The following is a 22,519-nucleotide window of genomic DNA, read 5'->3' as shown; positions in this document are numbered from 1 at the left end:
TTCACAATTATATTGTGCGAATGCTTCATATGATCTTTTCCGATGATGCAGCAGGAAAGGGAAGGCTGATTCAAAATATGATAACCCTCTTAATTATTTCCCTGCTGTCTAGCTTTATCATTGCGAGTGTATTTTGGTTGATTAAACGTGTGGCTATGCCGCATATTATGGACGTCATATGGGTATTTGGTTAATCTTGCTAACAACCATGTTAGCGCAAACGCATATGATGCTATCGGCGAAGCAAGCTTCGGCAAAAACAAATCTCGTAGCGATGGGACGATGAAACAACACCTCGAGTTTTTAAATTTCATTCTGGAACACGGTATTAGTAAGAAAAATCGAACTGGCGTTGGGACGCGTAGTATTTTTAGCTACGAAATGCGGTTTGATTTGCAACAAAGATTCCCTTTAGTCACGACAAAGAAAATCCATCTAAAAAGCGTTATTTATGAATTGTTATGGTTTTTAAAAGGCGATACTAATATTCAATATTTAAATGATAATGGCGTTACTATATGGGATGAATGGGCAGATGAAAATGGGGAATTAGGGCCTATTTATGGAAAGCAATGGCGTCATTGGCAGTGTGTTGATGGGCGCATTATCGATCAAATGGAACTACTCCTTGATACTATAAAAACCAATCCTGATTCACGACGATTGATTGTGAGTGCTTGGAATGTAGGGGAATTAGATCAAATGGCCTTGCCGCCATGCCATTTGCTTTTTCAATTTTACATAGTTGATAGCACGATTTCCTGTAAATTGACCCAACGGTCAGCAGATGCTTTTTTAGGGGTACCTTTTAATATCGCTTCTTATTCGTTATTAACGCATATGGTGGCTGAGCAATGTGATTTAAAAGTAGGAGAATTTATTTGGTCGGGAGGCGATTGTCACATCTACAATAATCACTTGGACCAAGTTCGCGAACAATTATCGCGTCCCCTTCGTGAATTACCGCAATTAAAAATCAGACAAAAACCGGCATCGTTATGCAATTACGATTTCGCTGACTTTGAAATTATTAATTACAATCCTCACCCAGCTATTAAAGCGCCGGTGGCGGTCTAGTTTTTTTGACGCGGTTATTTTTCCAAAAACTATTGCGTAGGTTTCAAATTCACCTTTCATTTAATTTTTCCCTTGGATAACACAAAATACAGAAATCCTAAGGAACCTCAATAAAGAAAAAATGATAAAAAATCATAGGACGCATTGAAGTGTCTCGAAAATTAGACGAAGGAAATAGATCTATTGATATTATACTTAATTTATTAAAATAGTGAATTTTAGGTAAATGTTTAAAAGTTCGTGTAGTCGGCTCATTTTTATTATTATTATTTTATTATTATTATTTATTATTATTGTTTGTGATAATAGCCCACCTCAGTTATGGGCAAGGTAATGTTTATATTGTAAACGCCGCTATGAAAGCAGGTACTGATGCGCTCATTCTTTATGTGAACTTAAGATAAAGCTGGTATCTACAGATCAATACAGTATATATGTTTCCCAGGCAGGTCAGTTTGTCCAAATATACCGAAAGTACAATCTATAGATATTTGGACAGATATTTGGACATGGTACAAAAATTGACTTGGTGAAAATAATGTCCATCTCTGTGGGATAAATGTTAATCCGAACAGTTCTTCAACTGTTACAGTAAAGGGATCAGAGAGAAATCCTCCAATGATGTTTCTAAAGCTGAGATAGGGAAATTAGATTATTTTAGAGGTTAAGCTTCTTTTAAGAGAAAATTTAATAAGGTCGCAGAAAGCGTAAATTGAAGGATGATTTAAATTGCTTTAAATAACAGTGATTACCATAATTTAAATCATGAAGTAAAAAAATGAGATGGCAATCAGTTGGAAGGTTTGCGATAGCAGGATGGGTTGTAGGTATTATTTTCAATGTTTTTAATGAAAATGAAAGTGGGAGTGACCGATACCTTGGAGGATGTTAGCTGATATTAGAAAGAATTCCCTCTTTTGGGCTGTTGTCGGGCATTGCCGCAATAGGAATTTGGTATAAAAGGGATATTCTGGTGTTTTGGAAAGTTGGGAGAGTGGATGGACAACTTGAAACTAGGCGGCTCCTTGATTCGCGATATGGCAGCGTCGACACCACTACTACCCACTATAGAAAAAGTAAGCGCAATTCAAGTGGTGCCATAGGTGTGACTCTGATTTTCTAAAATAAAAATTTCTAGGGGTAGATCAGAGATGGTTTATAGGGGTTCTTTATTAAGAATGGGCATTTAAACCATGCAACATAAGAAGCGCTTCATACAATTGGTAATCTGTTTTTGCTAATTCTAATTGAGCTTGCAATAGTTTTTTTCTTGTTCAACCGATGTTTTCGAGCTTTTAACCATATCATTGGGTAAATGATTTTGGAAATCTGCTTCATCGAGGGTGAATCCCATTTCAGCAGGCTTGATGGTAAGTATGGTAAGTTCGGGCACGGTAACGTTTGGAATAATTCCTTTTTCTTGAATTTCTCGACCAGCTGGGGTGTAGTACAAAGCCGTGGTTAATTTAATGGCATCGTCATGATCAATAGGTAACACAGTTTGAACAGATCCTTTTCCAAAGCTCGTCGTACCCATAATGATGGCGCGTTTATAATCTTGAAGAGCACCTGCTACGATTTCTGAAGCAGAAGCAGAGCCTCCATTAATTAACACTACTATCGGAGTGTTAGGAATTAAATCTCCCGGGGTAGCTTTGATGTGAATGTTGGCGCCGGGAACTCGACCTTTGGTATAAACAATGTAATCGTTATATTGATAAATTTTATTGGAATCGAGAAAACTATCAGCTACTCCAGCGCTGACATCCAAAAGTCCGCCGGGATTATTCCGCAAATCAAGAACTAAACCTTTTAAATGACTATTGGACTCCGTTTTCAATTTAGAAATTGCCTCATGCAATTGTGTGACCACAGACCCTTGAAAAAAGGTAATTCGAACGTAGCCGTAGTCTGGTTCCAACATCTTACTTTTTACGCTAATTAAATGAATCGGTTCGCGAGTGATATTAAAAATAAGAGGTTTATCTGTAGATTTTCGTAAAACCGTTAATGTAACACTGGTGCCTTTCTTGCCTTTTATCCTACCCACTGCTTCCAGTAAACTCATATTTTGAACGAGTTGTCCGTTAATTTTTACAATAAAATCATTGGGTTTAATTTCGGAACGGGCAGCAGGAGAGTCGTCTAGAGGACTAATGACTTTTAAAAGCCCATCTTTTGAAAGTGTAAGTTCAATGCCAATGCCTACAAATTCTCCAGATACAGTCGTTTTAAGCTCTTTTATATCGTTAGTGTCGAGATAGCTGGAATGAGGATCAAGGCTGACGATCATCCCACTAATGGCATTATTGAACAATTCATCATTGTCAACATTCTTAATGTAATAACGGTGGATAAGGGCTATAGTGGTAACAAAGCGTTGAACATTCTTTTTTGACAATTCATCATTTTGATTTTCAATTTGTGTTGGCGTTATTATTGGCAGCAACGGATGAGAAATAGCTAGGGTGGATGTCAAAAAATTCAAGCTCAAACCAAAAAAGGATGTTACGAATACAATTTTACCTTTAGAAATAGGTCTCAGTTTATCTCTGCTGATTGACCACTGTAACTTCATCGATTTTCTCATCGCTTCGCACCATTGTAAAGGATTTAGAGGTTTAGCATTCTTGGCGGATGGCAAAATAAAGCGCTGGTTTGTCACAGCCGCTGCTTTGTTCTATACAGTGGCTACTCAATCGCCTTTTTGGACCACGGCACCCGACTTTTTATATAAAAAATGATTCCGTCCATAAAGTGTCATATAATCATGTCCATGGTTGATAATCAATAAAAATCCATAATCTGGCAACCACTTAGCGAAAGCTACCCCTCGCCGGAAGCTAATGTATAAACGGGCTCGTCTTCGGATGCTGCGATCAAGATGCCATCCCATTTTAATTCACTGTGGTCAATTGAAGTGCCGAAATAAGGAAGAAGGGGGTACCCTCTTTCGTAGGCCAGGTCAAATAACCTTTTAATTTAGCAAAATTAGCAAAATCTACCTTCATCACCGCCTCGCAACCGCCTCCCGTTGAGCGCGTTGCTCGATACCAACTAGAGTGTTTTCTAATAGTTAGTTGTTTATTGGTTAATAATTCATCCAGTCGATGATTTTTAGTTTGAATTTTATTTATTAAGATCTGAAATGGCTTGTTGACGCTCTCGTTTTTATACTTCTAATCCAGCACGCGTTTCACGTTCCTGATTTTGTAATTTTTGTAAAATTGCTGTTTGGGATTTAATTTCAGTTTGATTATTCTGCAATTGACTAAAAGTTACTTGTAAATCGTGAATAGCAGTCAAATGATTTTGAGTAAAATAATTAATACATCAGATAATACATCAAAGGATAAGCAAATTCCCTTCTTGCATATTATTTCAAAATAATTAAGTTACGTCCTGTCATTTGAAAGGGTTTTTTGAGCCCGATAAGGAAGAGCAAAGTTGGCGCTACATCATCCAAAGCGCCAATTCCTTTTGGAATTGAGCTTCTCTTCCTACGTAAATCAATGGTACCAGATTACAGGTATGAGCTGTATGCGGTTGTTTTGTTTTTTCGTCAAACATTTTTTCTGCATTGCCATGATCGGCGGTAATTAGGGCTTCGCCGCCGGCTGATTGCAGTGCTTCAAGAATACGCTTTAGGCAATTATCGATCGTGTGAATAGCTGTCTTGGTGGCCGCTTCGTCACCCGTATGGCCCACCATGTCCGGATTAGCAAAATTGCAAACAATAAGATCGTAATCACCATTTTTAATCATTTCTATGAGTTTATCCGTTACTTCCTCGGCACTCATTTCAGGTTGAGAATTATAAGTGGCTATCTTGGGCGACGGAATTAACATTCGATCCTCTCCCAGGAAAGGAACTTCTTGACCGCCATTTAAAAAATAAGTTACGTGAGCATATTTTTCCGTTTCAGAAAGTCGCAGTTGCCGAAGACCCAACCGAGATAAATATTCACCCAAGGTATTGGTTAACTGCATCGGTGGAAAAGCGACGGAGGTATCGAGATTTTTTTCATAGGTTGTTAGAGTTACGAAACTGGCGAGCTTTGGGGTTACTTTTCTCTCGAAAGCTGTAAAATGGTTATCAACAAATGCGTGCGTGAGTTGCCGAGCGCGATCAGCGCGAAAGTTCATAAAAATGATGATGTCGCCATCTTGCACGGTTAGGCGTTTTTCCCCATTGCGATGGATGCTAGTCGGTTTAATAAATTCATCGGTTTCGCCTTGTTCATAAGCAAGAGCAAGCCCCTCTTCGGCGGTGGCAGCGTGATGAGTAGCAATTTTTTTAGTTAATAAATCATACGCTTTTTGGGTTCGATCCCAGCATTTGTCGCGATCCATGGCATAATAACGGCCGATAAGAGATGCGATCTTGGCCTGGATAGCCCCTCCCCCTTAGAAGGAGATTGAGAATAACTAAGGAACTGTTTATCAATTTTTTTAATAGACGATAACGCCGATTTTGGTGGAGTATCGCGGCCATCCAAGATAGCATGTAAATAATTTTTTTACACCCTGAAGATGCACCAATTCGATCATTGCTGCAATTTGGGTATCTCGACTATGTACCCCGCCAGGTGATAACAAACCAATTATATGGACGGATTTGTCATGCCGTTTGGCTTTTTCGATGGCATCAATGAGAACAGGATTCTTGAAAAATTCACCGCTTGAGATCGCCTTATCAATTCGAGTTAAATCTTGAGGTACTTTCCGACCGGAACCAATGTGAAGATGCCCCACTTCTGAATTGCCCATTTGCCCTTCTGGCAAACCTACCGCGCTACCCGAAGCGTGCAATAGTGTATGAGGGCAATGGAGCCATAATTCGTCTAAGGTGGGTGTATTAGCGAGCTTGATCGCGTTATGGGCCGTTTCTTCACTTTCCCCAAACCCATCAAGAATAATGAGTACCATAGGTTTAGGGTGATATTTCGCTGGTTTATTGGTTGGCTGGCTCATTCGGCAAATCTCGTTAAGTTAAGACTTGTTAAAAAGGCGATCATTTTACCGGTTTCAAGAAGTTATTTCGAGAGGTGATTTATCCGTAGAACTTGAAAAAGGAGCTTTGAATTTTAATCCCATTTGCAGTTAAATGATGGCCATGAAAAAACAAGCTTCGTATGGTACCTGGCGATCGCCTATTAGTGCAGAGGTGGCGGCGGCTTCCTCTCGCGTTCTCATGAATATTGAATCATCCGGAGAGAATATTTATTGGCTGGAACGCCGCCCAGAAGAAGTAGGATGGCATGTGATTATGTGCCTTTCGCCGGAAGGCAAAATATATGCTGTTACGCCTTTTAGTTTTCATGTCCGTACTCGTGTTCATGAATATGGTGGGGGAGATTATCTCGTGGATCGAGACATAGTTTATTTTGCTAATGACAAAGATCAGCGTTGGTATCGCCAAAAGCTTGGTGATACCCCGCAGCCAATTACCCCTGCTGTCGAGAAAATAAAACTTCGCTATGCGGATGGGGTTATAACTCCTGATAAAAAATGGCTAATTCTCGTTCGGGAATCGCATGGAAAAACCGTTGAAAATGACTTAGTAGCTCTTTCTACGGACGGAAGCCAACAAATTAAAGTATTAGCACAAGGTTATGACTTTTATTCTTTTCCCCGTCTAAATATCTTAGGGAACAAAATTGTCTGGACTTGTTGGAATCAGCCACAAATGCCGTGGGATGGGACCGAACTTTGGCAGGCTGATATTACGGCCACGCTTGAATTAAGGAATATTAAAAAGATCGCCGGAGGGGTGGGTGAGTTCATTTCTCAGCCACGTTTTGGCCCTGATGAAAAACTTTATTTTCTTTCAGACAAAAGTGGTTTTGGAAATATTTATCGCTACAATGGCACACAATTCGAAACTATTTGTCCAATGGAACGGGAGTGCGACTTTCCGCAATGGAATTTTGGACTCAAAAGTTATGACTTTTTAGATGGAGATCGCTTAGCTGTTATTGTAACGGATAAAGGTGAACAAACATTGGGAATCATTAAAGACAGTTATTATTCAGCTTTAAAACTGCCTTTTTCAAATTTTGCGCCGACGTTAGTAGCTAAAAATAATCGGATTATTTTTATTGGAGCAAGTCATAAAAAGTTTTCTGTCTTATCATGTTATGATATTAATCATAGTCAATTAAATATCTTATATGAGAGCACATCGCTAAAAATTGATGAAAAATATCTTTCATTGCCGAAATCGATCGAATTCCCTACAGCAGAAGGAAAATCTGCTTACGGTTTTTATTATCCTCCTTATAATGAGGATTATGTAGCTCCACAAAATGAAAACCCTCCGCTAATTGTTATTAGTCACGGTGGACCCACGAGTACTGCTTCCACAGCATTAAATTTAAAAAATCAATTTTGGACCAGTCGCGGATTTGCTGTTTTTGAGGTTAATTATGGTGGTAGCACGGGTTATGGAAAAGCTTATCGAGAACGTCTAAAGGGCCAGTGGGGTGTTGTCGATGTTGCTGATTGTGTCAATGGTGCTACTTACCTGGTAAAACAAGGAGAGGTAGATCCTGAACGATTAATTATCCGAGGAGGAAGCGCCGGCGGATATACAGTATTATGTGCCTTAGTTTTTTATAACATTTTTTCATTAGGAGTAAGCTATTTTGGTATTGCGGATTTGGAAGGTTTCATGGACGACACCCATAAATTCGAGTCACATTATTTAGAAACATTAGTAGGAAATTATCTCGAAAAAAAAGCCGTTTATAAAGCTCGCTCGCCCCTTAATCATACAGAAAAATTATCTTGCCCCATTATTTTTTTACAGGGATTAGAAGATAAAGTTGTACAACCCGCTCAAGCCGAAATGATGATTGCCGAAATGAAAAAAAGGAACTTCCTTATGCTTATGTGACCTTCACCCATGAGCAACATGGATTTAGGGACGCAAAAAATATTAAAACGGCTTTTGAAGCTGAGCTATATTTTTTCAGTCAATTTTTTTATTTTAGACCTTCCGATAACTTACCACTTATTAAGATAGAAAATCTGTATAATTTAGCTGAGTGAATACCATGAGCATTAAAATAAATTTTATTGGGGTGGGGCGCGTGGGAAAAACTATCGCTAAACAAATCATAAGTAGAAATATTGCTCTTATTCAAGGAGTTTGTAATCGCTCATTAGAAAGCAGCAAGAAAGCAATAGCCTCTATTGGACAAGGAGAGGCCTTCGCGAGCATCCAAGAATTGCCACCGGCTGACATTACTTTTATTACCACTTACGATGACGTTTTAGAAACTTGTTGTCAAAACTTGGCAAAGAGCCCTAATCTGAAATCGGGAAGCATTGTGCTCCATTGTAGTGGTTCTCTTTCATCGGATTTATTGATTTCTGTAAAAGAAAAAGATTGTTACATTGCTAGTGCTCACCCGATGCGAAATTTTGCCAAATCTTCTAATATAAGCCGAGATTATGCTACTTATTGTGCTCTCGAAGGCGATGATGAAGCGCTAAGTTTATTATCTCACCTTTTTAAATCAATGAATTATTCGATTTATCCAATCGATAAGAAAAATAAAGCTATTTATCATGCTGCAGCCGTTTTTGCTTCCAATTATTTAGTGACCTTATGCGATAGTGCTTTATCTTGTCTAAAAAATGCGGGGATAACGGGCGAGGACGGAATTAAAATGATTTTAAATCTAATGAAAAATACTCTAGATAATCTTGATTTTGCTCAATCAACTGAAACTGTTTTAACGGGACCTATTAGCCGCGGTGATTTAGAGGTGATTAAGCGTCACTTACAAGTGTTGTCAAACACCAATTTAATAGGGCTTTACAAAGTACTCGGTTTATCAACCTTAACGCTTACAAATTTACCCGATAGTAAAAAAGAAGCCCTCGCCTTAATATTTTCATCCTGAAACGGATACTTCGCGAGCAAAGTATAAAAAGGGATCCGCTTACATCCCTTGGGTGAATCAAGTATACTTGCCAAGGTTTTACTATTAAACGCGTTATATTATGGAAAAGTTACCTCAATTTTTTATTAATCATTGGCTTTTAGTTACAGCATTTATGATTGCCTTGATTGCCTTATTTATTTTAGAGGCTCGAAGTAAAGGGCTTAGAAGAGGTAATCGTTTGACGCCTTTTCAGGTAGTCCGGTTCATTAATGATAAAAAGGCTGTAGTTATCGATATTCGTGACCCTAAAACCTTTGAGAAAGGACATATCACCAATGCAGTTAATATTCCTGCCACTGAATTGGATAAGAGTTTGAAAAGGCTCGAACAATATAAACAACAACCGTTAATCATTGTTTGTGGGATGGGTCAAAAATCTGCTTATTTTGTAAATAAATTGCGCAAACAAGGCTATCAAAAAGTTTATATGCTCGCTGGTAATATAGAGGCATGGTCCAATGCTAATATGCCTGTGGTGAAATGATATGGTTAAAGTAGAAATTTACACCACTGATTATTGTCCTTATTGTTTAAGAGCTAAGGCCCTACTTGAGCAAAAAGGAGTGGATTATATAGAAATCCGTGTGGATAAAGAACCCGCGAAATTTGAAGAAATGATCAAACGAAGCAATGGACGACTCAGTGTTCCACAGATATTTATAAATGATCGAGGAATTGGTGGTTTTGATGACTTGTGGAAGTTAGAGCAAAGAAAAGAACTGAATAAGTTGTTAATTTCTAATAAAAATGAGGAAAACTGATGGCAGAAAAACAAACCGTTAATCAGCCAAGTAATGGCCCAGAATTTGCAATCCAACGATTATATGTGAAAGATTCATCATTTGAATCGCCACATAGCCCTCATGTATTTTTTGAAGAATGGAATCCGGAATTAGATTTGGATTTAGCCACTAAGATAAATGATTTGGGAAACCATAACCATGAAGTGGTTTTAACCGTGAAAGCTATGGTTAAAATGAAAGAAAAAATTATTTTTATAGCTGAAATTTTTCAGGCTGGGATTTTTATTATAAAAAATTTCCCTGATAACCAAATGCGACCGATGTTGGGAAGCTTTTGTCCTAATATCCTTTATCCATATGCACGCGAAGCAATTACGAATATGGTTGTTCGTGGAGGATTCCCTCAGCTCTATTTGGCACCAGTGAATTTTGACTTGCTCTTAGAACAGCACGATCGTTCCCAAGAGAATAACGATAGCAATCGTATGCATTAGATATGATGGATCGCCCTCTAACTATCCTCGGTGCTGGTTCTTGGGGAACGGCTCTTGCTCTTTTATTGTCTCACAAAGATCAAAGTGTTCGACTCTGGTCTCACGAAGAAAAACATGTGCAGGAAATGCAATCCGAAGCAATTAACCGCCGTTATTTGCCAGATCACCCTTTTCCAAAGTCGTTGTGTGTTTATTATGATTTAGAAGCGAGTCTCGAAGGAGTGACGGATATATTAATCGTTGTACCTAGTTTTGCTTTTCAGGAAGTCGTTCAGCTGATAAAACCCTATGCTAATTCCCACGGCCGTATCGCTTGGGGAACTAAAGGTCTTGCAGCCGGTAATCGTTTGTTGCATGAAGTCATCGAAGTAGAATTAGGTCAATTACCCATGGCGGCATTATCGGGGCCAAGCCTTGCTACTGAGGTGGCAGCTGGATTGCCGACTGCAATAACAGTGGCGAGTAATGATGCAGATTTTTCTCATTATTTAATTGAACGACTACATAGTCCTTATTTTCGAGTGTATCAAAATAGCGATTTGGTAGGAGTTGAAATCTGCGGAAGTGTAAAAAATATATTAGCCATTGCAACCGGAATCAGCGATGGGTTGGGGCTGGGCGCGAATGCTCGCGCTGCATTAATCACCCGAGGATTAACTGAGATGGGCCGTTTGGTTAAGACCTTGGGTGGTCGGCAAGAAACCTTAATCGGATTGGCTGGATTAGGCGATTTAGTCCTTACTTGTACGGATAACCAATCACGTAATCGCCGATTCGGCTTAGCATTAGGGGAGGGTGTCAGCAAGGAAAATGCGGAGCAAGCGATTGGTCAGGCGATTGAGGGTCTTTATAATACCAACCAAGTTTGGTCACTCGCGAAAAAATATAAAATTGAAATGCCTGTCACCCAGCAAATTTATCGCATTCTGCATGAAAATCTTAATCCCAAACAGGCTGTTCAGGAACTTTTACATCGGTCTGCTAAAACAGAAACTTAATGCATTCTCTAAAAAAATTTAAAAAAAATTATAAAATCCTTAAGTAAAAGGAATGAGTTGAATCCTTGTTGCCGCCAAGCTTCATATACAATAATAGAAACGGCGTTGGCAAGATTAATGCTGCGCTGTGTAAGTAACCATGGGAATGCGAATTTGCTCAAGTTCCGGAAATTCATCTCGAATATGTTGCGATAAGCCACGACTTTCCGGACCAAATAAAAAAATATCTGAAGGCTAATTATAAGAGACATTGGAATACATGGTCTTTCCTTTAGTAGTGCAGACAAAAATGCGACGATTGGGGAATGCTTTTTAAAGGAAACAAAATTTTCGTGTTGGATAACCATTGTCCATGCATGATAATCCAATCCCACTCGGCGCAATCGTTTTTCGTCCTAACTCAAACCCCAATCAATGGATGAATTAAATACAATTGAGCGCCGATATTAGCGTAAAAACGAATGATGTTGGCCAGTATTGGGCAGAAAATCTCAGGCTGGAAATAGTGGTTCAAATTCAGGAAGTCGATAATATCGCCTCTGGGTGGCTCGAGAATCCAGCGATGTGGGTTCTTTATATCAGGAATAATAATCGGTGTGGCAAATAACCTCCTAGTCTTGTTTCTTACCCTGAGATGGGATATCGAATTCAAAATTCCGGGTTATTGAAGAACGCGTTGACAATAATTGCGAATATTCTGTTTTATTATTTTTTGAAGGCGAAAGGGTATTTTCGGTTTCATCTCCAAGCCTTTGCTCCGCCAATAAGTTTCTAAAGCGCTTTAGAGCGTTTCAGCCATTTCAATATTTTTTTTAAACTATTGAGGTTGTTAATCAATTGAGGATCAGCCTAATCCGTCTTTTTTTGTTGAATTGCGGGCAAGATACTCCCCATTGAATCCAATGAATTTTTTGCTCGCAATTCTTGTCTCATTGCGCGTAGAAAACTTTCAGGATTTTGTGGATAAAGCTTATTTTCTAACTCTATTAAGAGTGTATTTATCCAAGGAATAATCTGATTATCAAAGCTTTCCAAAAGAGATTCATTCTCAGGGTACATAAACTCTCTCCGCTATTTAGGCATTGTAGCTCGAATTAAGCGGGGCGAAAATCTATTAGAACTATATCTCTTCCCCGGGGGGTTACGACCTAATGTGCGTAACTGATATTTGGTGCCTTGGTTGCTTTCGTTTTGTGGGGAAGGGTATAATCCTTTTCGTTTTCGGCGATTAACTTATTGCGCTGCTGCAAATAAGCACTGCGTACAAAAGCGTAGGAGTCAAAAGAAGCGTCAACAAGTGAATTAGTCTCCATCAAACCGGCGCGAATGTTGCTCCATTTCAGTCCCATAATAGTGTAACGAAGGCTTTTGGGATGTAAATAGGGCCAAGGGGAGGCGTAATAATCGATAGGTTGAGTAAGAGCTACTCGGAAGGTAGTTGGCTTCATAAAAGGTAGCACCAAATAAGTGGGTTGTTTATGGTCACTATAAAAGGCCAATGTCATTCCAAAATCTTCATGATGCTTGGGTAGGCCCATTCGCGTGGCTATATCAAAGAGTCCTCCAATTCCAACAGTCGTATTGATGATAAAACGCCAACCATCAATAAACATCCAATGAAATTTGCCTTGTAAAACGTCATTGGGCACCGTGGTTAACATGCCTAAATTAGTGAAGGCGTTAGAAATACCGAGTTGCAAAGGTGGAGGTATAATTGTTTTATAGACTTTAGCCACAGGGCGGTAAACTAAGTGATCTACGGCCTGATCAAATCCAAACATTGCTCGATTAAATTTTTCATAAGGGTCTTGGGGATTGATCGGATTTTTTATACAACCGATTAAGTCCATCATCGCTCCTAGGCAAAATAACATCAAAATAGATTTTATTTTCCGCATGAATTTTCCGCATGATTAGTTCTGAAAGTCCAAAAGGCACTAGTGGGATTCCACCCACCGGAGCCTAATTCCAAATCAAGGGATAAATTATATCATGCTACAGAAGGGTTTAGTCGACTCGGATTTGCCATTTTAATTTCAGCACGATAATAAAAATGATATATTTTTTCTGTGGCTAAAGATTTATCAAACAAAATAGTTTTAATAACTGGAGCTTCTAGTGGTATCGGGGGCTTGCGTCGAGCAATTCGTCCAGTTAGGCGCACGCCTTTTGTTGTGTGCCCGCCGTCAGCAACAATTGATGGAAGTTGCAGAAGAGAAGTTGCAGAAGATATAATAAAGACATGTTTCATGCCAACGTTTATTCTTTTCCCCTCGATGTGAGAAATTTCAATTCGGTTGGAAACTAATTACATCAATTACCGACTGAATGGCAGAATGTGGATATCCTTGATAAACAATGCTGAGCTTGCTTTGGGCGTTATGATGATTGATGCTAATGTAAAGGGTATGTTGTTTTGTACGTGTCACCTATTATGTATTACCTACAATGCTTAAATGAAACCAAGGGCATATTATTAGCATCGGCTCGCTTGCCTCCCATCAAGTTTATCGGAGTGGAGTTTGTATATTGCGCTACCAAATTCCCACTGAGAGCGATTAGTGAAGGATTAAAAATAGATATTCATGTTACGCCAATTCGAGTAAGTTCCGTTGATCCCTGTGCCGTTGAAACTAATTTTTCACGAGTACGGTTTAAGGGTAATGAGGAAAGAGCTAAAGCCATCTATCAGGGGTTCATGCCGCCTTTTCCTCTACTGCATAAACAAGCTGCGCACATGGTGAATCGGAGTGAATAATGAAAATTGTGAATATAGCTGCTTATAAATTTATCACTTTAAGAAAAACTATTGTCGGATTTGCAAAAAGTGCTGCGAGATAAAGAAAAGGAATGTCGATTGAAAGGTACAATTTTATTAAGTTGCGAAGGGGGTGTTAACCTCATGTTAGCCAGGGGGAGCCCCCTGAAGTTATTTCAGGCTTTCAAACATTTTTAGAGGATTTCCCTAAATTTAACGATTTATTTTATAAAGAAAATTTTTCTTTAAAATATCCTTTTAAAAAAATTATCCTTTTAAAAAAATTTATTGTTCGAATTAAAGAAGAAATTATCACGATGCGTTACCTTCATATTAATCCTGTAAAAGAAATGGCTTCGCATATTTCCCCTGAAATACTTCATCGCTGGTATCAAGAAAACCGTGATATCGTAATTCTCGATACACGTAGCGATTTTGAAGTGACTATGGGAAACCCTCATTAACGCGCTATTGATCTTAATCTTCGATCATTTAGTGATTTTCCTCGAGCTATTGATAAACTGGTAGAGAATCTTTGAAAGAAAAATCCGTTGTGACTTTCTGTACGGGTAAGATTCGTTGCGAAAAAGCAACGCAAAAAAGCAACTGTGGTGATGTTAAGGAAAGGATTTAAAAAAATTTATCAACTGGATGACGTGGTATCCTCAATTATTTTGAGAAATACGGCGGAGCTTTTTAAAGGGAAATGTTTTGTTTTCGATGACCGAATTTTTATTGAAACCGCATAATAATTAGATTTAGGTCCATATCGCCACAATACCCATTGCAATAATCCCAAGTGAAGTGGCGAGTACTTTTTGATAGCGCTTTAAAGAGTCACGTGGGGGATGAAAATGCTCATGGCCTGCATGAAGCGTGCCAATGTAAAAGAAGCTGCCGGCAGCAAAGGCGCTAAATAAGCTCGTGATAATAGCGGCCGTTTGCGTTTGAAGAAATGATTCAATAAAAGCAGCTACGATGATTCCAAACGGAGTCACTAAAGTAAAAGCCCATAAAATTACTTTAATTTTCTTTTCTTTTTTAATACCCCGATGTAGTCCTATCATTAAAGCAAAGCTTTCGAACGCTTTATGAGCAAGAATAGCGATTAATAGAATCGACACGACGCTGATTGAATCGGAAATGCCGAGTGCGGCTCCAGCAATGAAAGCATGAACCGACAAAATTCCTATTAACATCCAAGCACTCGCCGTACACATTTGCTTGAAGGAAATAATTTGACGTTGTTTTTCTTGCAATATAATTGAACGCTCAAGGCTAAAAAGAAGTAAAAATCCACACCCCATAAGCACAATAACCAGCACACAGGAGCTCAACGCACTGAGTTCGTTCAATAGCCCCTGAACGGCGTCAGGGAATAAATGAAAGACGGCCGCTCCTAGAAAGATACCATCAGCAAAAGCATCACCTATTGACAATAAATGTTGATAATGGCGAATAAAATGTAAGGATGCAAAACCTGCCGTTAGGGTAACGATAGAAATGATGAGGGCTATCAATCCCTTATAAGCAAATAATGACATACTAATTCCCCTAGCAGAAATACATTGGAACTGCTACATTAAACTCTACTTATTTCAATGATAGGTTAATTATGAATCTAGATTATTTAGATTTTGAACGACCCATTACAGAGCTTCAGGAAAAAATTAACGAGCTCCGTCGAGTGGGTAACAGCCAAGAGCTCAATCTTAGCGAAGAAGTGGCTAAGTTGGAAGAAAAAAATGCTCAATTGACGCGCCAAATCTTTTCTGATTTAAAAGCACACCAAATTGTGCAATTGGCGCGACATCCTTTGCGCCCGCATACTGTCGATTATCTTCAGCGGATGTTTTTAGATTTCAATGAGTTACACGGTGATCGCCATTACGATGACGATACCGGTATCATTGGAGGATTAGCTCGTTTAGATAATGAACCGGTCATGGTAATTGGTCAGGAAAAAGGTCGGACTACTAAGGAAAAAATCTCTCGCAATTTTGGTATGACAAAGCCCGAAGGATTTAGAAAAGCGCTGCGGTTAATGAAACTTGCTGAACGATTTTCAATTCCGGTTATCACGTTGATTGATACGCCGGGTGCTTATCCCGGGGTGGGTGCTGAAGAACGCAATCAAAGTGAGGCTATCGCCCGAAATCTTTATGAAATGTCACAATTAAAAACTCCTATTATCTGTACCGTAATTGGGGAAAGTTGTTCCGGGGGGCATTAGCGATTGGAGTAGGAGATCGTACTTTAATGTTGCAATATGCCTATTATTCCGTAATTTCGCCTGAAGGTTGCGCTTCTATTTTATGGAAGAGCGCTGAAAAAGCAGGTGACGCTGCCGAAGCGCTAGGGCTAACTGCAGAACGACTCAACGAATTAGACTTGATTGATGAAATAGTGAAAGAACCGCTCGGGGGGCGCACCGCGATGTCGACGCTATGGCAGCGAAACTCAAAAAACGCCTACAGTTAAATTTGTCTACCTTGCAGTCCAAACCTATGGATACTCTTTTGGAAGAACGTTATCGTCGGTGGTTAAGTTACGGCAAGGATTGAATGCGTGCTTACGCCGGAAAAACTTTCCGTCGTGTTAACTACCCACACGATCTGTTCCCGTTTTTACATCGCTTATAGTGGGGGACTGGATTCTCATGTCCTTTTACATGCAATGAGCGAATGTCTCAAGAAAAATCCGCTTTTGTACATTCGGGCTGTGCATATTAATCATGGACTTAATTCAAAGTCTGATCAGTGGGAGCAACACTGTCGATATATCTGTGAGAAATTAAAAATACCTTTTCAGGCGGAACGGTTAAGGTTAACAATTCACCCAGGCGATAGCATTGAAGCGGTTGCCCGAAAAGCCCGTTATGAAATATTTCGCCGTATTATTCGTGATGATGAAAATATTTTAACGGCTCACACCCAAAATGACCAAACGGAAACTTTTTTATTGCAGTTAATGCGTGGCTCGGGTGTCAAAGGATTAAGTGCTATGCCAATGAAAAAGAAATTAGGTTCCGGACATTTATTGCGTCCGTTATTAAATTTTAATCGCCATGAATTAAAAGTTTATGCTGAAAAAAATCATTTGCATTGGATTGAAGATGATATGAATCTAGAATTGCGCTTTAATCGAAATTATCTACGCCACGAAGTATTACCTGTTTTACAGCGGCGTTGGCCGCAGGTATTTGCCACTGTTTCACGGTCAGCAAGCCATTGTGCTGAAGCGGCTATTTTGCTTGATCGGTTAGCGGATAATGATTTACAAGCTATGCAAACGAGATCAAAATTGGCAATTAAACCCCTTTTGCAATTAACGCCTGAGCGACAGCGAAATATTTTGAGACGGTGGATTTCTCGTGAGGGATTTCTTGTACCTCAAACCAAGCAATTAGAGCAGATACGAAAAGACGTATTGGAGGCAAAAGAAGATGCAAATCCCATTTTTACTTATGGTGACATAGAAGTTCGTCGATATAGAAATGAGCTGTATTTATCGGCTTTTTCACCGCTCTACGATGATGCCAGCTTAATTATTCCTTGGGACTTTCAGGGCCGTTTGACCCTTCCCAATAATTTAGGCATTTTACAAGCAGTAAAACGAAAGGGTAAGGGAATTAAGACTGCACTTAATCTGCGTGAGGTAACAGTACGTTTTCGCCAAGGGGGCGAACGATGCCGACCAGTAGGGCGAAAAGACAGTCATTCATTAAAAAAATTAATGCAAGAATGGAGAATCCCGGTTTGGCAACGCGATTCCATACCGTTAATTTATTGTAATGAAACATTAGTAACTGTTGTGGCTTATTGTATTTGTGAGGGATTTGTTTCAAAAAGCCCAGAATGGGGGTGGGTTATTAGTTTCGAGAGAGGCAGATTAAAATAAATTTTATTATTGCATTTGAGGGAGGGGGTTTATGAAACACCGATTGAGTATTAAAATATGCATTATGCTAGTTGCGTAGCTAGTATCCAGACTGCATTAAAAGACATCCTTGGTGTAAGATCCGTTTCGGTAAATTTCGCTACGAAACAAGCGAAAATTGAAGGGGGATGTCGTGTCGATCCAAAAAAATTAATTGAGGCAGTCAAGCAACAAGGATACGAGACGCATTTTATCGTTGATGATGGAGGTTAGATACTGACGAATCTCAAAATTTCTCCGCAATTTAATCAAAAAGCCTTTGTAGCAGCTATTGTAGGATTTCCTTTGATGATTAATGAATTTTGGCAATGGCTTTCTATCCGTAAATCAGTCACGCATTCAATGGCTTCGGGTTATTATTGGACTCTTTGGTTTCTTTGTTCTTCATTATTCTGGTGGCCATTAGATGAACGCATGCGTGTTAGGCCGGGCAAAAAAGTCCCTGTGGACGGAAAAATTATTGAAGGTAGTTTCCCAAATTGATGAGTCGATTCTGACAGGAGAATCGATGCCAATAACGACGAAAAAAGGATGATCAAGTGGTCGGAGGAACAATCAATATTGCGGGTAGCTTTATTTATCGAGCTAACTTGTGTAAGAAAAGATTCGGTTCTCGCTCAAATCATTGCTTTGGTCCGTCAAACATAAGATTCTAATCCAGATTCTAAACCTAAGATTGGCTTGGCCGTATCGTTGATACGGTTTCAGTCGTCTTCGTGCCTACTGTTATTATTATTGCTATTTTAACAGCTATGGGTTGGTTTGATTTCGGCCCTGAAACCACGTGCTTTATTTTAATTATCGGGGCCCGCCATGCCCGTCTTAGTTATTGCTTGTCCCTGTGCTCTTGGGCTGGCAACGCCAATTTCTATCATTGTAGGAATTGGGAAAGCCGCTGAAATGGGTGCTCTTATTTGTAATGGAGAAGCACTGCAAATAGCTTCTCAATTAACAAAAATTATTTTAGATAAAATTGGAACGATAACCGCCGGAAAACCTGTGTTAGTAAACATTAAAGCGCTACACGAGGTTGATAAAAGAATTATTAAAACTAGCAGATAGTTGTTGAAAAAGGTTCAGAACATCCTTTAGCAGAGGTGATTGTGGAAGCCACTAAAAAACAAAATTTATCTCTAGTTCAGGTTGATGAATTTGAAGCCCTTTCGGGCCATGGTGTTAAGGCTCAAGTTTCGGAATTCCTATTAGGGCAGGTATTTTTTACCCACTTGTAAGGCTATTATTAAGCCCTATTATAGTGGAGTGTAGCCATAATAGCATTATCTTCCGTGACTATAGTAGCTAATGCCAATTATTTGCGTTTTTTTCAAAAAAATAGAAAAAATATGAATTATTTATTTTTTTAATTTGTCTAGAATTATTTTGATTACCTTTGTTATTTGGTGGTTTTGGATGAAAAAACGGCCTGTATCGGATGACTTTAACCATGATTGATTCATGGGGCAACAATATGAAGAAAATATTATTTACATGGCAGTCAAAAGTTCGCGATTATGAGCTAGATAGTGAAGGAATTCCACGCCATTTTTCTCCATTATTTTGAGCAATATCGTAATGATTATGCGCGTTCAGTAGATATTGATTTTTATAAATTTCATTTAAAAGGCTATGATTTAGCAGTGTCTGGGTTAGAAGCTCGTTATTATTCACACTTAAAAGCAGAAGATGAATTTTATGTCACTTCTGAAATAGGGACTTACAATGAACAAAGATTACAAATCGTACAAGAAATAAGAAATTTAGAAGATAAAAAATTAGTAGCAAGCGCATCTATTTCTATCACTTGTGTAGATCAAAAAAACACGAAAAGCTTGTATGACTGACATTTTAAAGCAGAAACTTCCTGCTGAGAAATATAAGGACTTTTAAAATTTCTCTAACGATTGCGACTAATAAGAGACTCGCTGTGTTTATGTAAGTATACTACTATCCATGCATTAAAAAATGATAAAGCTCTGTGATGACCGCAATTCCCCAAAAATTCATTCGTAATTTCTCGATTATCGCGCATATCGATCATGGTAAATCAACCTTAGCCGATCGATTTATTCAGCTTTGTGGCGGATTGATGGATCACGAGATGAAAGCCCAAGTTCTTGATTCAATGGATATTGAACGGGAGCGGGGAATCACGATTAAGGCCCAGAGCGTCACTTTGGCCTACCAATCCCGAGATGGACATACCTATCAACTAAATTTTATTGATACTCCGGGGCATGTGGACTTTGCTTATGAGGTATCTCGATCATTAGCGGCTTGTGAAGGCGCTTTATTAGTGGTAGATGCTGCCCAAGGCGTAGAAGCACAAACGGTAGCGACTTGTTATACGGCTATCGAACAAGGACTTGTGGTATTGCCGGTGTTGAATAAAATTGATCTACCACAAGCAGATCCCAAGCGCACCATTCAGGAAATTGAAGATGTTATTGGCATTGAGGCACATGATGCCATTTGGGTAAGTGCTAAAGAAGGTATTGGAGTAAAAGAGCTGTTAGAGCAACTTATCGTCACCATTCCTCCACCAGTTAGTGATCCCGAAATGCCATTACAAGCTTTGATTATTGATTCTTGGTTTGACAGCTATTTGGGAGTGGTTTCTTTAGTGAGAGTTAAAGCTGGCACTTTGCGAAATGGAGATAAGATTAAAGTCATGTCGACGAGTAAAGATTACTATGTCGATCAGGTTGGTCATTTCACACCAAAACGCCAAGCATTAGAAGCCTTAAGCGCTGGTAGTGTAGGTTTTGTGTTCGCTGGGATTAAAGACATTTTTGGTGCTCCCGTAGGGGATACCTTGACGCACGCTAAAGAGCCTGCCAAAGTACCTTTGTCTGGCTTTCAGCAAGTTAAGCCTCAAGTTTTTGCTGGTTTATTTCCCATTGACTCAGATCATTATGAAGCATTTCGAGAAGCGCTTGCTAAATTGCGTTTGAATGATGCGGCTTTGTTTTATGAACCGGAATTTTCAAATGCTTTGGGATTCGGATTTCGTTGCGGTTTTCTCGGGATGCTCCATATGAAAATTGTCCAGGAACGTTTAGAGCGCGAATATAATCTTGAATTAATTACCACAGCGCCCACGGTGAATTATCAAGTTGTGACGAAGCAAAATGAGATTTTGTATGTCGATAATCCCAGTCGATTACCCGAAGTTAGTAAAATTGCTGAAATTCGTGAACCTATTGCAGTGGCAAATATATTGGTACCGCCTGAATTTTTAGGTGCGGTAATCAGTTTGTCCGTAGAAAAACGGGGAGTCCAAAAAAACTATTATATTTAAGCAACCAAGTATCAATGACTTACGAAATCCCCTTGAGCGAGGTGGTATTGGATTTCTTTGATCGCTTGAAGTCTGCGAGTCGGGGGTACGCTTCGTTGGATTGCAGTTTCAATCACTTCCAAAAGGCGGATCTGGTAAAATTAGACATCTTGATCGGTGGTAAAACCGTGGACGCCTTAGCGACTATTGTGCGTAAGGATCAAGCCTATTCACGAGGACGTGAATTAATAAAGCGATTAAAAGATTTAATTCCGCGACAAATGTTTGAGGTGGCTATTCAGGTGGCAATCGGTGCTAAAATAGTTGCGCGTACCTCCGTGAAGGCGCTTCGCAAAAACGTGACAGCTAAATGTTATGGAGGAGACGTAACACGAAAACAAAAATTATTGGAAAAACAGAAAGCCGGTAAAAAACGTATGAAACAAGTAGGTAAAGTAGCTATTCCTCAAAAAGCATTTTTAGCTGTTTTAAGAGTGAAAAATGATACTTAATTTTGCCTTTTATTTAACCATTGCAGTACTGCTGATTGGAATAATTTCTCTTGTGGATTGGCTTTTCATTAAAAAACGCCGTCCCCCAAAAACCAAAGCTTCTTTTCTTGTTGAATACAGTAAAGCTTTTTTCCCCGTTTTGTTAATTGTTTGGATAGTCCGATCTTTTATCATTCAACCTTATCGCGTACCCACAGGCTCATTAGAACCCACTGTTATGCCGGGTGATTTCATAGTGGTGAAACAATTCGCTTATGGACTTCGTTTTCCCGTGATTAACAAAAAAATCTTACCTATTGGTGAACCAAAACGAGGTCAAATCGTTTTATTTCGCTGGCCTGAAAATCCCGCAATTGTTTTTGTTAAGCGTGTTATTGGATTGCCCGGTGATCATATTATTTATAAAAACAAGGAACTTTATATTGATGGCAAGAAACAAAAGCAAAAATTCCTCTATACCGCGAATGATAAAAATTCATGTGGATATCAGCGACTCGTATATGTGAAAGAAGAAGATCTTAACGGCATTAAACATAAAATCTATGTGCAACCAGCTGGTGGAGAAACCGAAAATTACGATTTAGTCGTTCCTCTGGAACATTATTTTATGATGGGTGATAACCGAGATAACAGTGATGATAGCCGTCAATGGGGGTTTGTTCCAGAAAAAATTTAATTGGTAAGGCGTTTGGAATTTGGCTCAGTTGGGATTCTTTAAATAAATCTATTCGGTGGAAACGTATTGGAAATGGGTTGCAATAAGCGA

21 protein-coding genes and 6 pseudogenes are annotated in these 22,519 nt (G+C 39.1%); 18 read left to right on the top strand and 9 right to left on the bottom strand.

From position 1 onward, the window contains the following. Window positions 1-20 precede the first annotated feature (20 nt). Both MRH55_RS07190 and MRH55_RS07185 read left to right on the top strand, forming a co-directional pair. Window positions 21-194: a hypothetical protein gene (locus tag MRH55_RS07190; protein WP_304985485.1), complete on the top strand. Its 174-nt coding sequence runs from the start codon at window positions 21-23 to the stop codon at window positions 192-194. Between the two features lie 88 nt (window positions 195-282). Beyond that, on the top strand, window positions 283-1,077 hold the full coding sequence (locus MRH55_RS07185; protein WP_304986169.1) for a thymidylate synthase: 795 nt from the start codon (window positions 283-285) through the stop codon (window positions 1,075-1,077). 1,172 nt (window positions 1,078-2,249) lie between these two features. Here the strand turns inward: MRH55_RS07185 and MRH55_RS07180 are convergent. The 4 genes and pseudogenes from MRH55_RS07180 to gpmI form a co-directional block, all read right to left on the bottom strand. Further along, window positions 2,250-3,541 (bottom strand): annotated as a pseudogene (locus tag MRH55_RS07180) (S41 family peptidase); the annotation flags it as partial. Between the two features lie 231 nt (window positions 3,542-3,772). Beyond that, entirely contained in the window at window positions 3,773-3,973 is a 201-nt protein-coding gene (locus MRH55_RS07175) for a M23 family metallopeptidase (RefSeq protein WP_304985484.1), read from the bottom strand. A gap of 275 nt (window positions 3,974-4,248) precedes the next feature. Continuing rightward, entirely contained in the window at window positions 4,249-4,383 is a 135-nt protein-coding gene (locus tag MRH55_RS07170) for a hypothetical protein (RefSeq protein ID WP_304985483.1), read from the bottom strand. Between the two features lie 70 nt (window positions 4,384-4,453). Next, a pseudogene (gene gpmI, locus MRH55_RS07165) lies at window positions 4,454-6,051 on the bottom strand (2,3-bisphosphoglycerate-independent phosphoglycerate mutase). 133 nt (window positions 6,052-6,184) lie between these two features. Between gpmI and MRH55_RS07160 the strand changes: the two are divergent. The 6 genes from MRH55_RS07160 to MRH55_RS07135 all read left to right on the top strand — a co-directional run bounded on the left by MRH55_RS07160 (window position 6,185) and on the right by MRH55_RS07135 (window position 11,267). Continuing rightward, entirely contained in the window at window positions 6,185-7,975 is a 1,791-nt protein-coding gene (locus MRH55_RS07160) for a S9 family peptidase (protein WP_304985482.1), read from the top strand. Window positions 7,976-8,135: 160 nt separating this feature from the next. Then, complete coding sequence (locus MRH55_RS07155) at window positions 8,136-8,990, top strand: Rossmann-like and DUF2520 domain-containing protein (RefSeq protein ID WP_304985481.1); 855 nt, start codon at window positions 8,136-8,138, stop codon at window positions 8,988-8,990. A gap of 100 nt (window positions 8,991-9,090) precedes the next feature. Further along, the gene (locus MRH55_RS07150; protein ID WP_304985480.1) at window positions 9,091-9,516 is read left to right on the top strand and encodes a rhodanese-like domain-containing protein; all 426 of its coding nucleotides are present in this window, start codon (window positions 9,091-9,093) and stop codon (window positions 9,514-9,516) included. Window position 9,517: 1 nt separating this feature from the next. Continuing rightward, window positions 9,518-9,793 carry a glutaredoxin 3 gene (grxC, locus tag MRH55_RS07145; protein WP_304985479.1) on the top strand — a complete coding sequence of 92 codons (276 nt, stop codon included), beginning with the start codon at window positions 9,518-9,520 and terminating at the stop codon, window positions 9,791-9,793. Further along, window positions 9,793-10,269: a protein-export chaperone SecB gene (secB, locus tag MRH55_RS07140; RefSeq protein ID WP_304985478.1), complete on the top strand. Its 477-nt coding sequence runs from the start codon at window positions 9,793-9,795 to the stop codon at window positions 10,267-10,269. Before grxC ends, secB begins: the two co-directional genes overlap by 1 nt. A 2-nt stretch (window positions 10,270-10,271) precedes the next feature. Next, window positions 10,272-11,267: an NAD(P)H-dependent glycerol-3-phosphate dehydrogenase gene (locus MRH55_RS07135; RefSeq protein WP_304985477.1), complete on the top strand. Its 996-nt coding sequence runs from the start codon at window positions 10,272-10,274 to the stop codon at window positions 11,265-11,267. Between the two features lie 8 nt (window positions 11,268-11,275). Here MRH55_RS07135 and MRH55_RS07130 read toward each other — a convergent pair. The 4 genes and pseudogenes from MRH55_RS07130 to MRH55_RS07115 all read right to left on the bottom strand — a co-directional run bounded on the left by MRH55_RS07130 (window position 11,276) and on the right by MRH55_RS07115 (window position 13,518). Continuing rightward, a pseudogene (locus tag MRH55_RS07130) lies at window positions 11,276-11,787 on the bottom strand (tRNA (cytidine(34)-2'-O)-methyltransferase). A 329-nt stretch (window positions 11,788-12,116) separates the two neighbouring features. Continuing rightward, window positions 12,117-12,326 (bottom strand): hypothetical protein, encoded by a 210-nt coding sequence (locus MRH55_RS07125; RefSeq protein WP_304985476.1) that lies wholly within the window; start codon window positions 12,324-12,326, stop codon window positions 12,117-12,119. Window positions 12,327-12,415: 89 nt separating this feature from the next. Further along, window positions 12,416-13,165, bottom strand: a complete 750-nt coding sequence (locus MRH55_RS07120) for an MlaA family lipoprotein (RefSeq protein WP_304985475.1) — start codon at window positions 13,163-13,165, stop codon at window positions 12,416-12,418. 92 nt (window positions 13,166-13,257) lie between these two features. Continuing rightward, complete coding sequence (locus MRH55_RS07115) at window positions 13,258-13,518, bottom strand: hypothetical protein (protein WP_304985474.1); 261 nt, start codon at window positions 13,516-13,518, stop codon at window positions 13,258-13,260. Window positions 13,519-13,689: 171 nt separating this feature from the next. Here MRH55_RS07115 and MRH55_RS07110 point away from each other — a divergent pair, with 171 nt between their 5' ends. Together MRH55_RS07110 and MRH55_RS07105 are read left to right on the top strand one after the other, a co-directional pair. Then, complete coding sequence (locus MRH55_RS07110) at window positions 13,690-14,025, top strand: Rossmann-fold NAD(P)-binding domain-containing protein (protein ID WP_304985473.1); 336 nt, start codon at window positions 13,690-13,692, stop codon at window positions 14,023-14,025. A 317-nt stretch (window positions 14,026-14,342) separates the two neighbouring features. Further along, a complete protein-coding gene (locus tag MRH55_RS07105; RefSeq protein WP_304985472.1) occupies window positions 14,343-14,489 on the top strand; it encodes a rhodanese-like domain-containing protein in 147 nt (48 codons plus the stop codon). A gap of 294 nt (window positions 14,490-14,783) precedes the next feature. On the opposite strand, the gene MRH55_RS07100 is transcribed toward MRH55_RS07105, so the two are convergent. Further along, entirely contained in the window at window positions 14,784-15,569 is a 786-nt protein-coding gene (locus MRH55_RS07100; RefSeq protein WP_304985471.1) for a ZIP family metal transporter, read from the bottom strand. Between the two features lie 71 nt (window positions 15,570-15,640). Between MRH55_RS07100 and MRH55_RS07095 the strand changes: the two are divergent. From MRH55_RS07095 to lepB, 8 genes and pseudogenes are all read left to right on the top strand, one after another. After that, window positions 15,641-16,589, top strand: a pseudogene (locus MRH55_RS07095) (acetyl-CoA carboxylase carboxyltransferase subunit alpha). 4 nt (window positions 16,590-16,593) lie between these two features. Then, a complete protein-coding gene (gene tilS / locus MRH55_RS07090) occupies window positions 16,594-17,925 on the top strand; it encodes a tRNA lysidine(34) synthetase TilS (protein WP_304985470.1) in 1,332 nt (443 codons plus the stop codon). Window positions 17,926-17,982: 57 nt separating this feature from the next. After that, window positions 17,983-18,177 carry a heavy-metal-associated domain-containing protein gene (locus MRH55_RS07085; RefSeq protein ID WP_304985469.1) on the top strand — a complete coding sequence of 65 codons (195 nt, stop codon included), beginning with the start codon at window positions 17,983-17,985 and terminating at the stop codon, window positions 18,175-18,177. A gap of 600 nt (window positions 18,178-18,777) precedes the next feature. Continuing rightward, entirely contained in the window at window positions 18,778-19,026 is a 249-nt protein-coding gene (locus tag MRH55_RS07080; RefSeq protein WP_304985468.1) for a hypothetical protein, read from the top strand. Window positions 19,027-19,067: 41 nt separating this feature from the next. After that, on the top strand, window positions 19,068-19,196 hold the full coding sequence (locus tag MRH55_RS07075) for a hypothetical protein (RefSeq protein ID WP_304985467.1): 129 nt from the start codon (window positions 19,068-19,070) through the stop codon (window positions 19,194-19,196). 291 nt (window positions 19,197-19,487) lie between these two features. After that, window positions 19,488-19,805, top strand: coding sequence for an acyl-CoA thioesterase (locus tag MRH55_RS07070; protein WP_304985466.1), 318 nt, complete (start codon window positions 19,488-19,490; stop codon window positions 19,803-19,805). A 137-nt stretch (window positions 19,806-19,942) separates the two neighbouring features. Continuing rightward, window positions 19,943-21,753: pseudogene (lepA, locus tag MRH55_RS07065) on the top strand (translation elongation factor 4). Then, a pseudogene (lepB, locus tag MRH55_RS07060) lies at window positions 21,743-22,515 on the top strand (signal peptidase I). The pseudogenes lepA and lepB overlap by 11 nt, the downstream one beginning before the upstream one ends. Window positions 22,516-22,519 lie beyond the last annotated feature (4 nt).

Source organism: Coxiella-like endosymbiont, assembly GCF_030643785.1.
GTDB lineage: Bacteria > Pseudomonadota > Gammaproteobacteria > Coxiellales > Coxiellaceae > Coxiella.
This window is presented reverse-complemented; position numbering and strand designations above follow the sequence as displayed.

Bases quoted from the DNA above. Each gene is read 5' to 3' on its own strand.
- MRH55_RS07190 (WP_304985485.1), top strand. From the start codon at position 21: ATGCTTCATATGATCTTTTCCGATGATGCAGCAGGAAAGGGAAGGCTG.
- MRH55_RS07185 (WP_304986169.1), top strand. From the start codon at position 283: ATGAAACAACACCTCGAGTTTTTAAATTTCATTCTGGAACACGGTATT.
- MRH55_RS07175 (WP_304985484.1), bottom strand. From the start codon at position 3,973: ATGGGATGGCATCTTGATCGCAGCATCCGAAGACGAGCCCGTTTATAC.
- MRH55_RS07160 (WP_304985482.1), top strand. From the start codon at position 6,185: ATGATGGCCATGAAAAAACAAGCTTCGTATGGTACCTGGCGATCGCCT.
- MRH55_RS07155 (WP_304985481.1), top strand. From the start codon at position 8,136: ATGAGCATTAAAATAAATTTTATTGGGGTGGGGCGCGTGGGAAAAACT.
- MRH55_RS07150 (WP_304985480.1), top strand. From the start codon at position 9,091: ATGGAAAAGTTACCTCAATTTTTTATTAATCATTGGCTTTTAGTTACA.
- grxC (WP_304985479.1), top strand. From the start codon at position 9,518: ATGGTTAAAGTAGAAATTTACACCACTGATTATTGTCCTTATTGTTTA.
- secB (WP_304985478.1), top strand. From the start codon at position 9,793: ATGGCAGAAAAACAAACCGTTAATCAGCCAAGTAATGGCCCAGAATTT.
- MRH55_RS07135 (WP_304985477.1), top strand. From the start codon at position 10,272: ATGATGGATCGCCCTCTAACTATCCTCGGTGCTGGTTCTTGGGGAACG.
- MRH55_RS07125 (WP_304985476.1), bottom strand. From the start codon at position 12,326: ATGTACCCTGAGAATGAATCTCTTTTGGAAAGCTTTGATAATCAGATT.
- MRH55_RS07120 (WP_304985475.1), bottom strand. From the start codon at position 13,165: ATGCGGAAAATAAAATCTATTTTGATGTTATTTTGCCTAGGAGCGATG.
- MRH55_RS07115 (WP_304985474.1), bottom strand. From the start codon at position 13,518: ATGAAACATGTCTTTATTATATCTTCTGCAACTTCTCTTCTGCAACTT.
- MRH55_RS07105 (WP_304985472.1), top strand. From the start codon at position 14,343: ATGCGTTACCTTCATATTAATCCTGTAAAAGAAATGGCTTCGCATATT.
- MRH55_RS07100 (WP_304985471.1), bottom strand. From the start codon at position 15,569: ATGTCATTATTTGCTTATAAGGGATTGATAGCCCTCATCATTTCTATC.
- MRH55_RS07085 (WP_304985469.1), top strand. From the start codon at position 17,983: ATGCATTATGCTAGTTGCGTAGCTAGTATCCAGACTGCATTAAAAGAC.
- MRH55_RS07080 (WP_304985468.1), top strand. From the start codon at position 18,778: ATGCCCGTCTTAGTTATTGCTTGTCCCTGTGCTCTTGGGCTGGCAACG.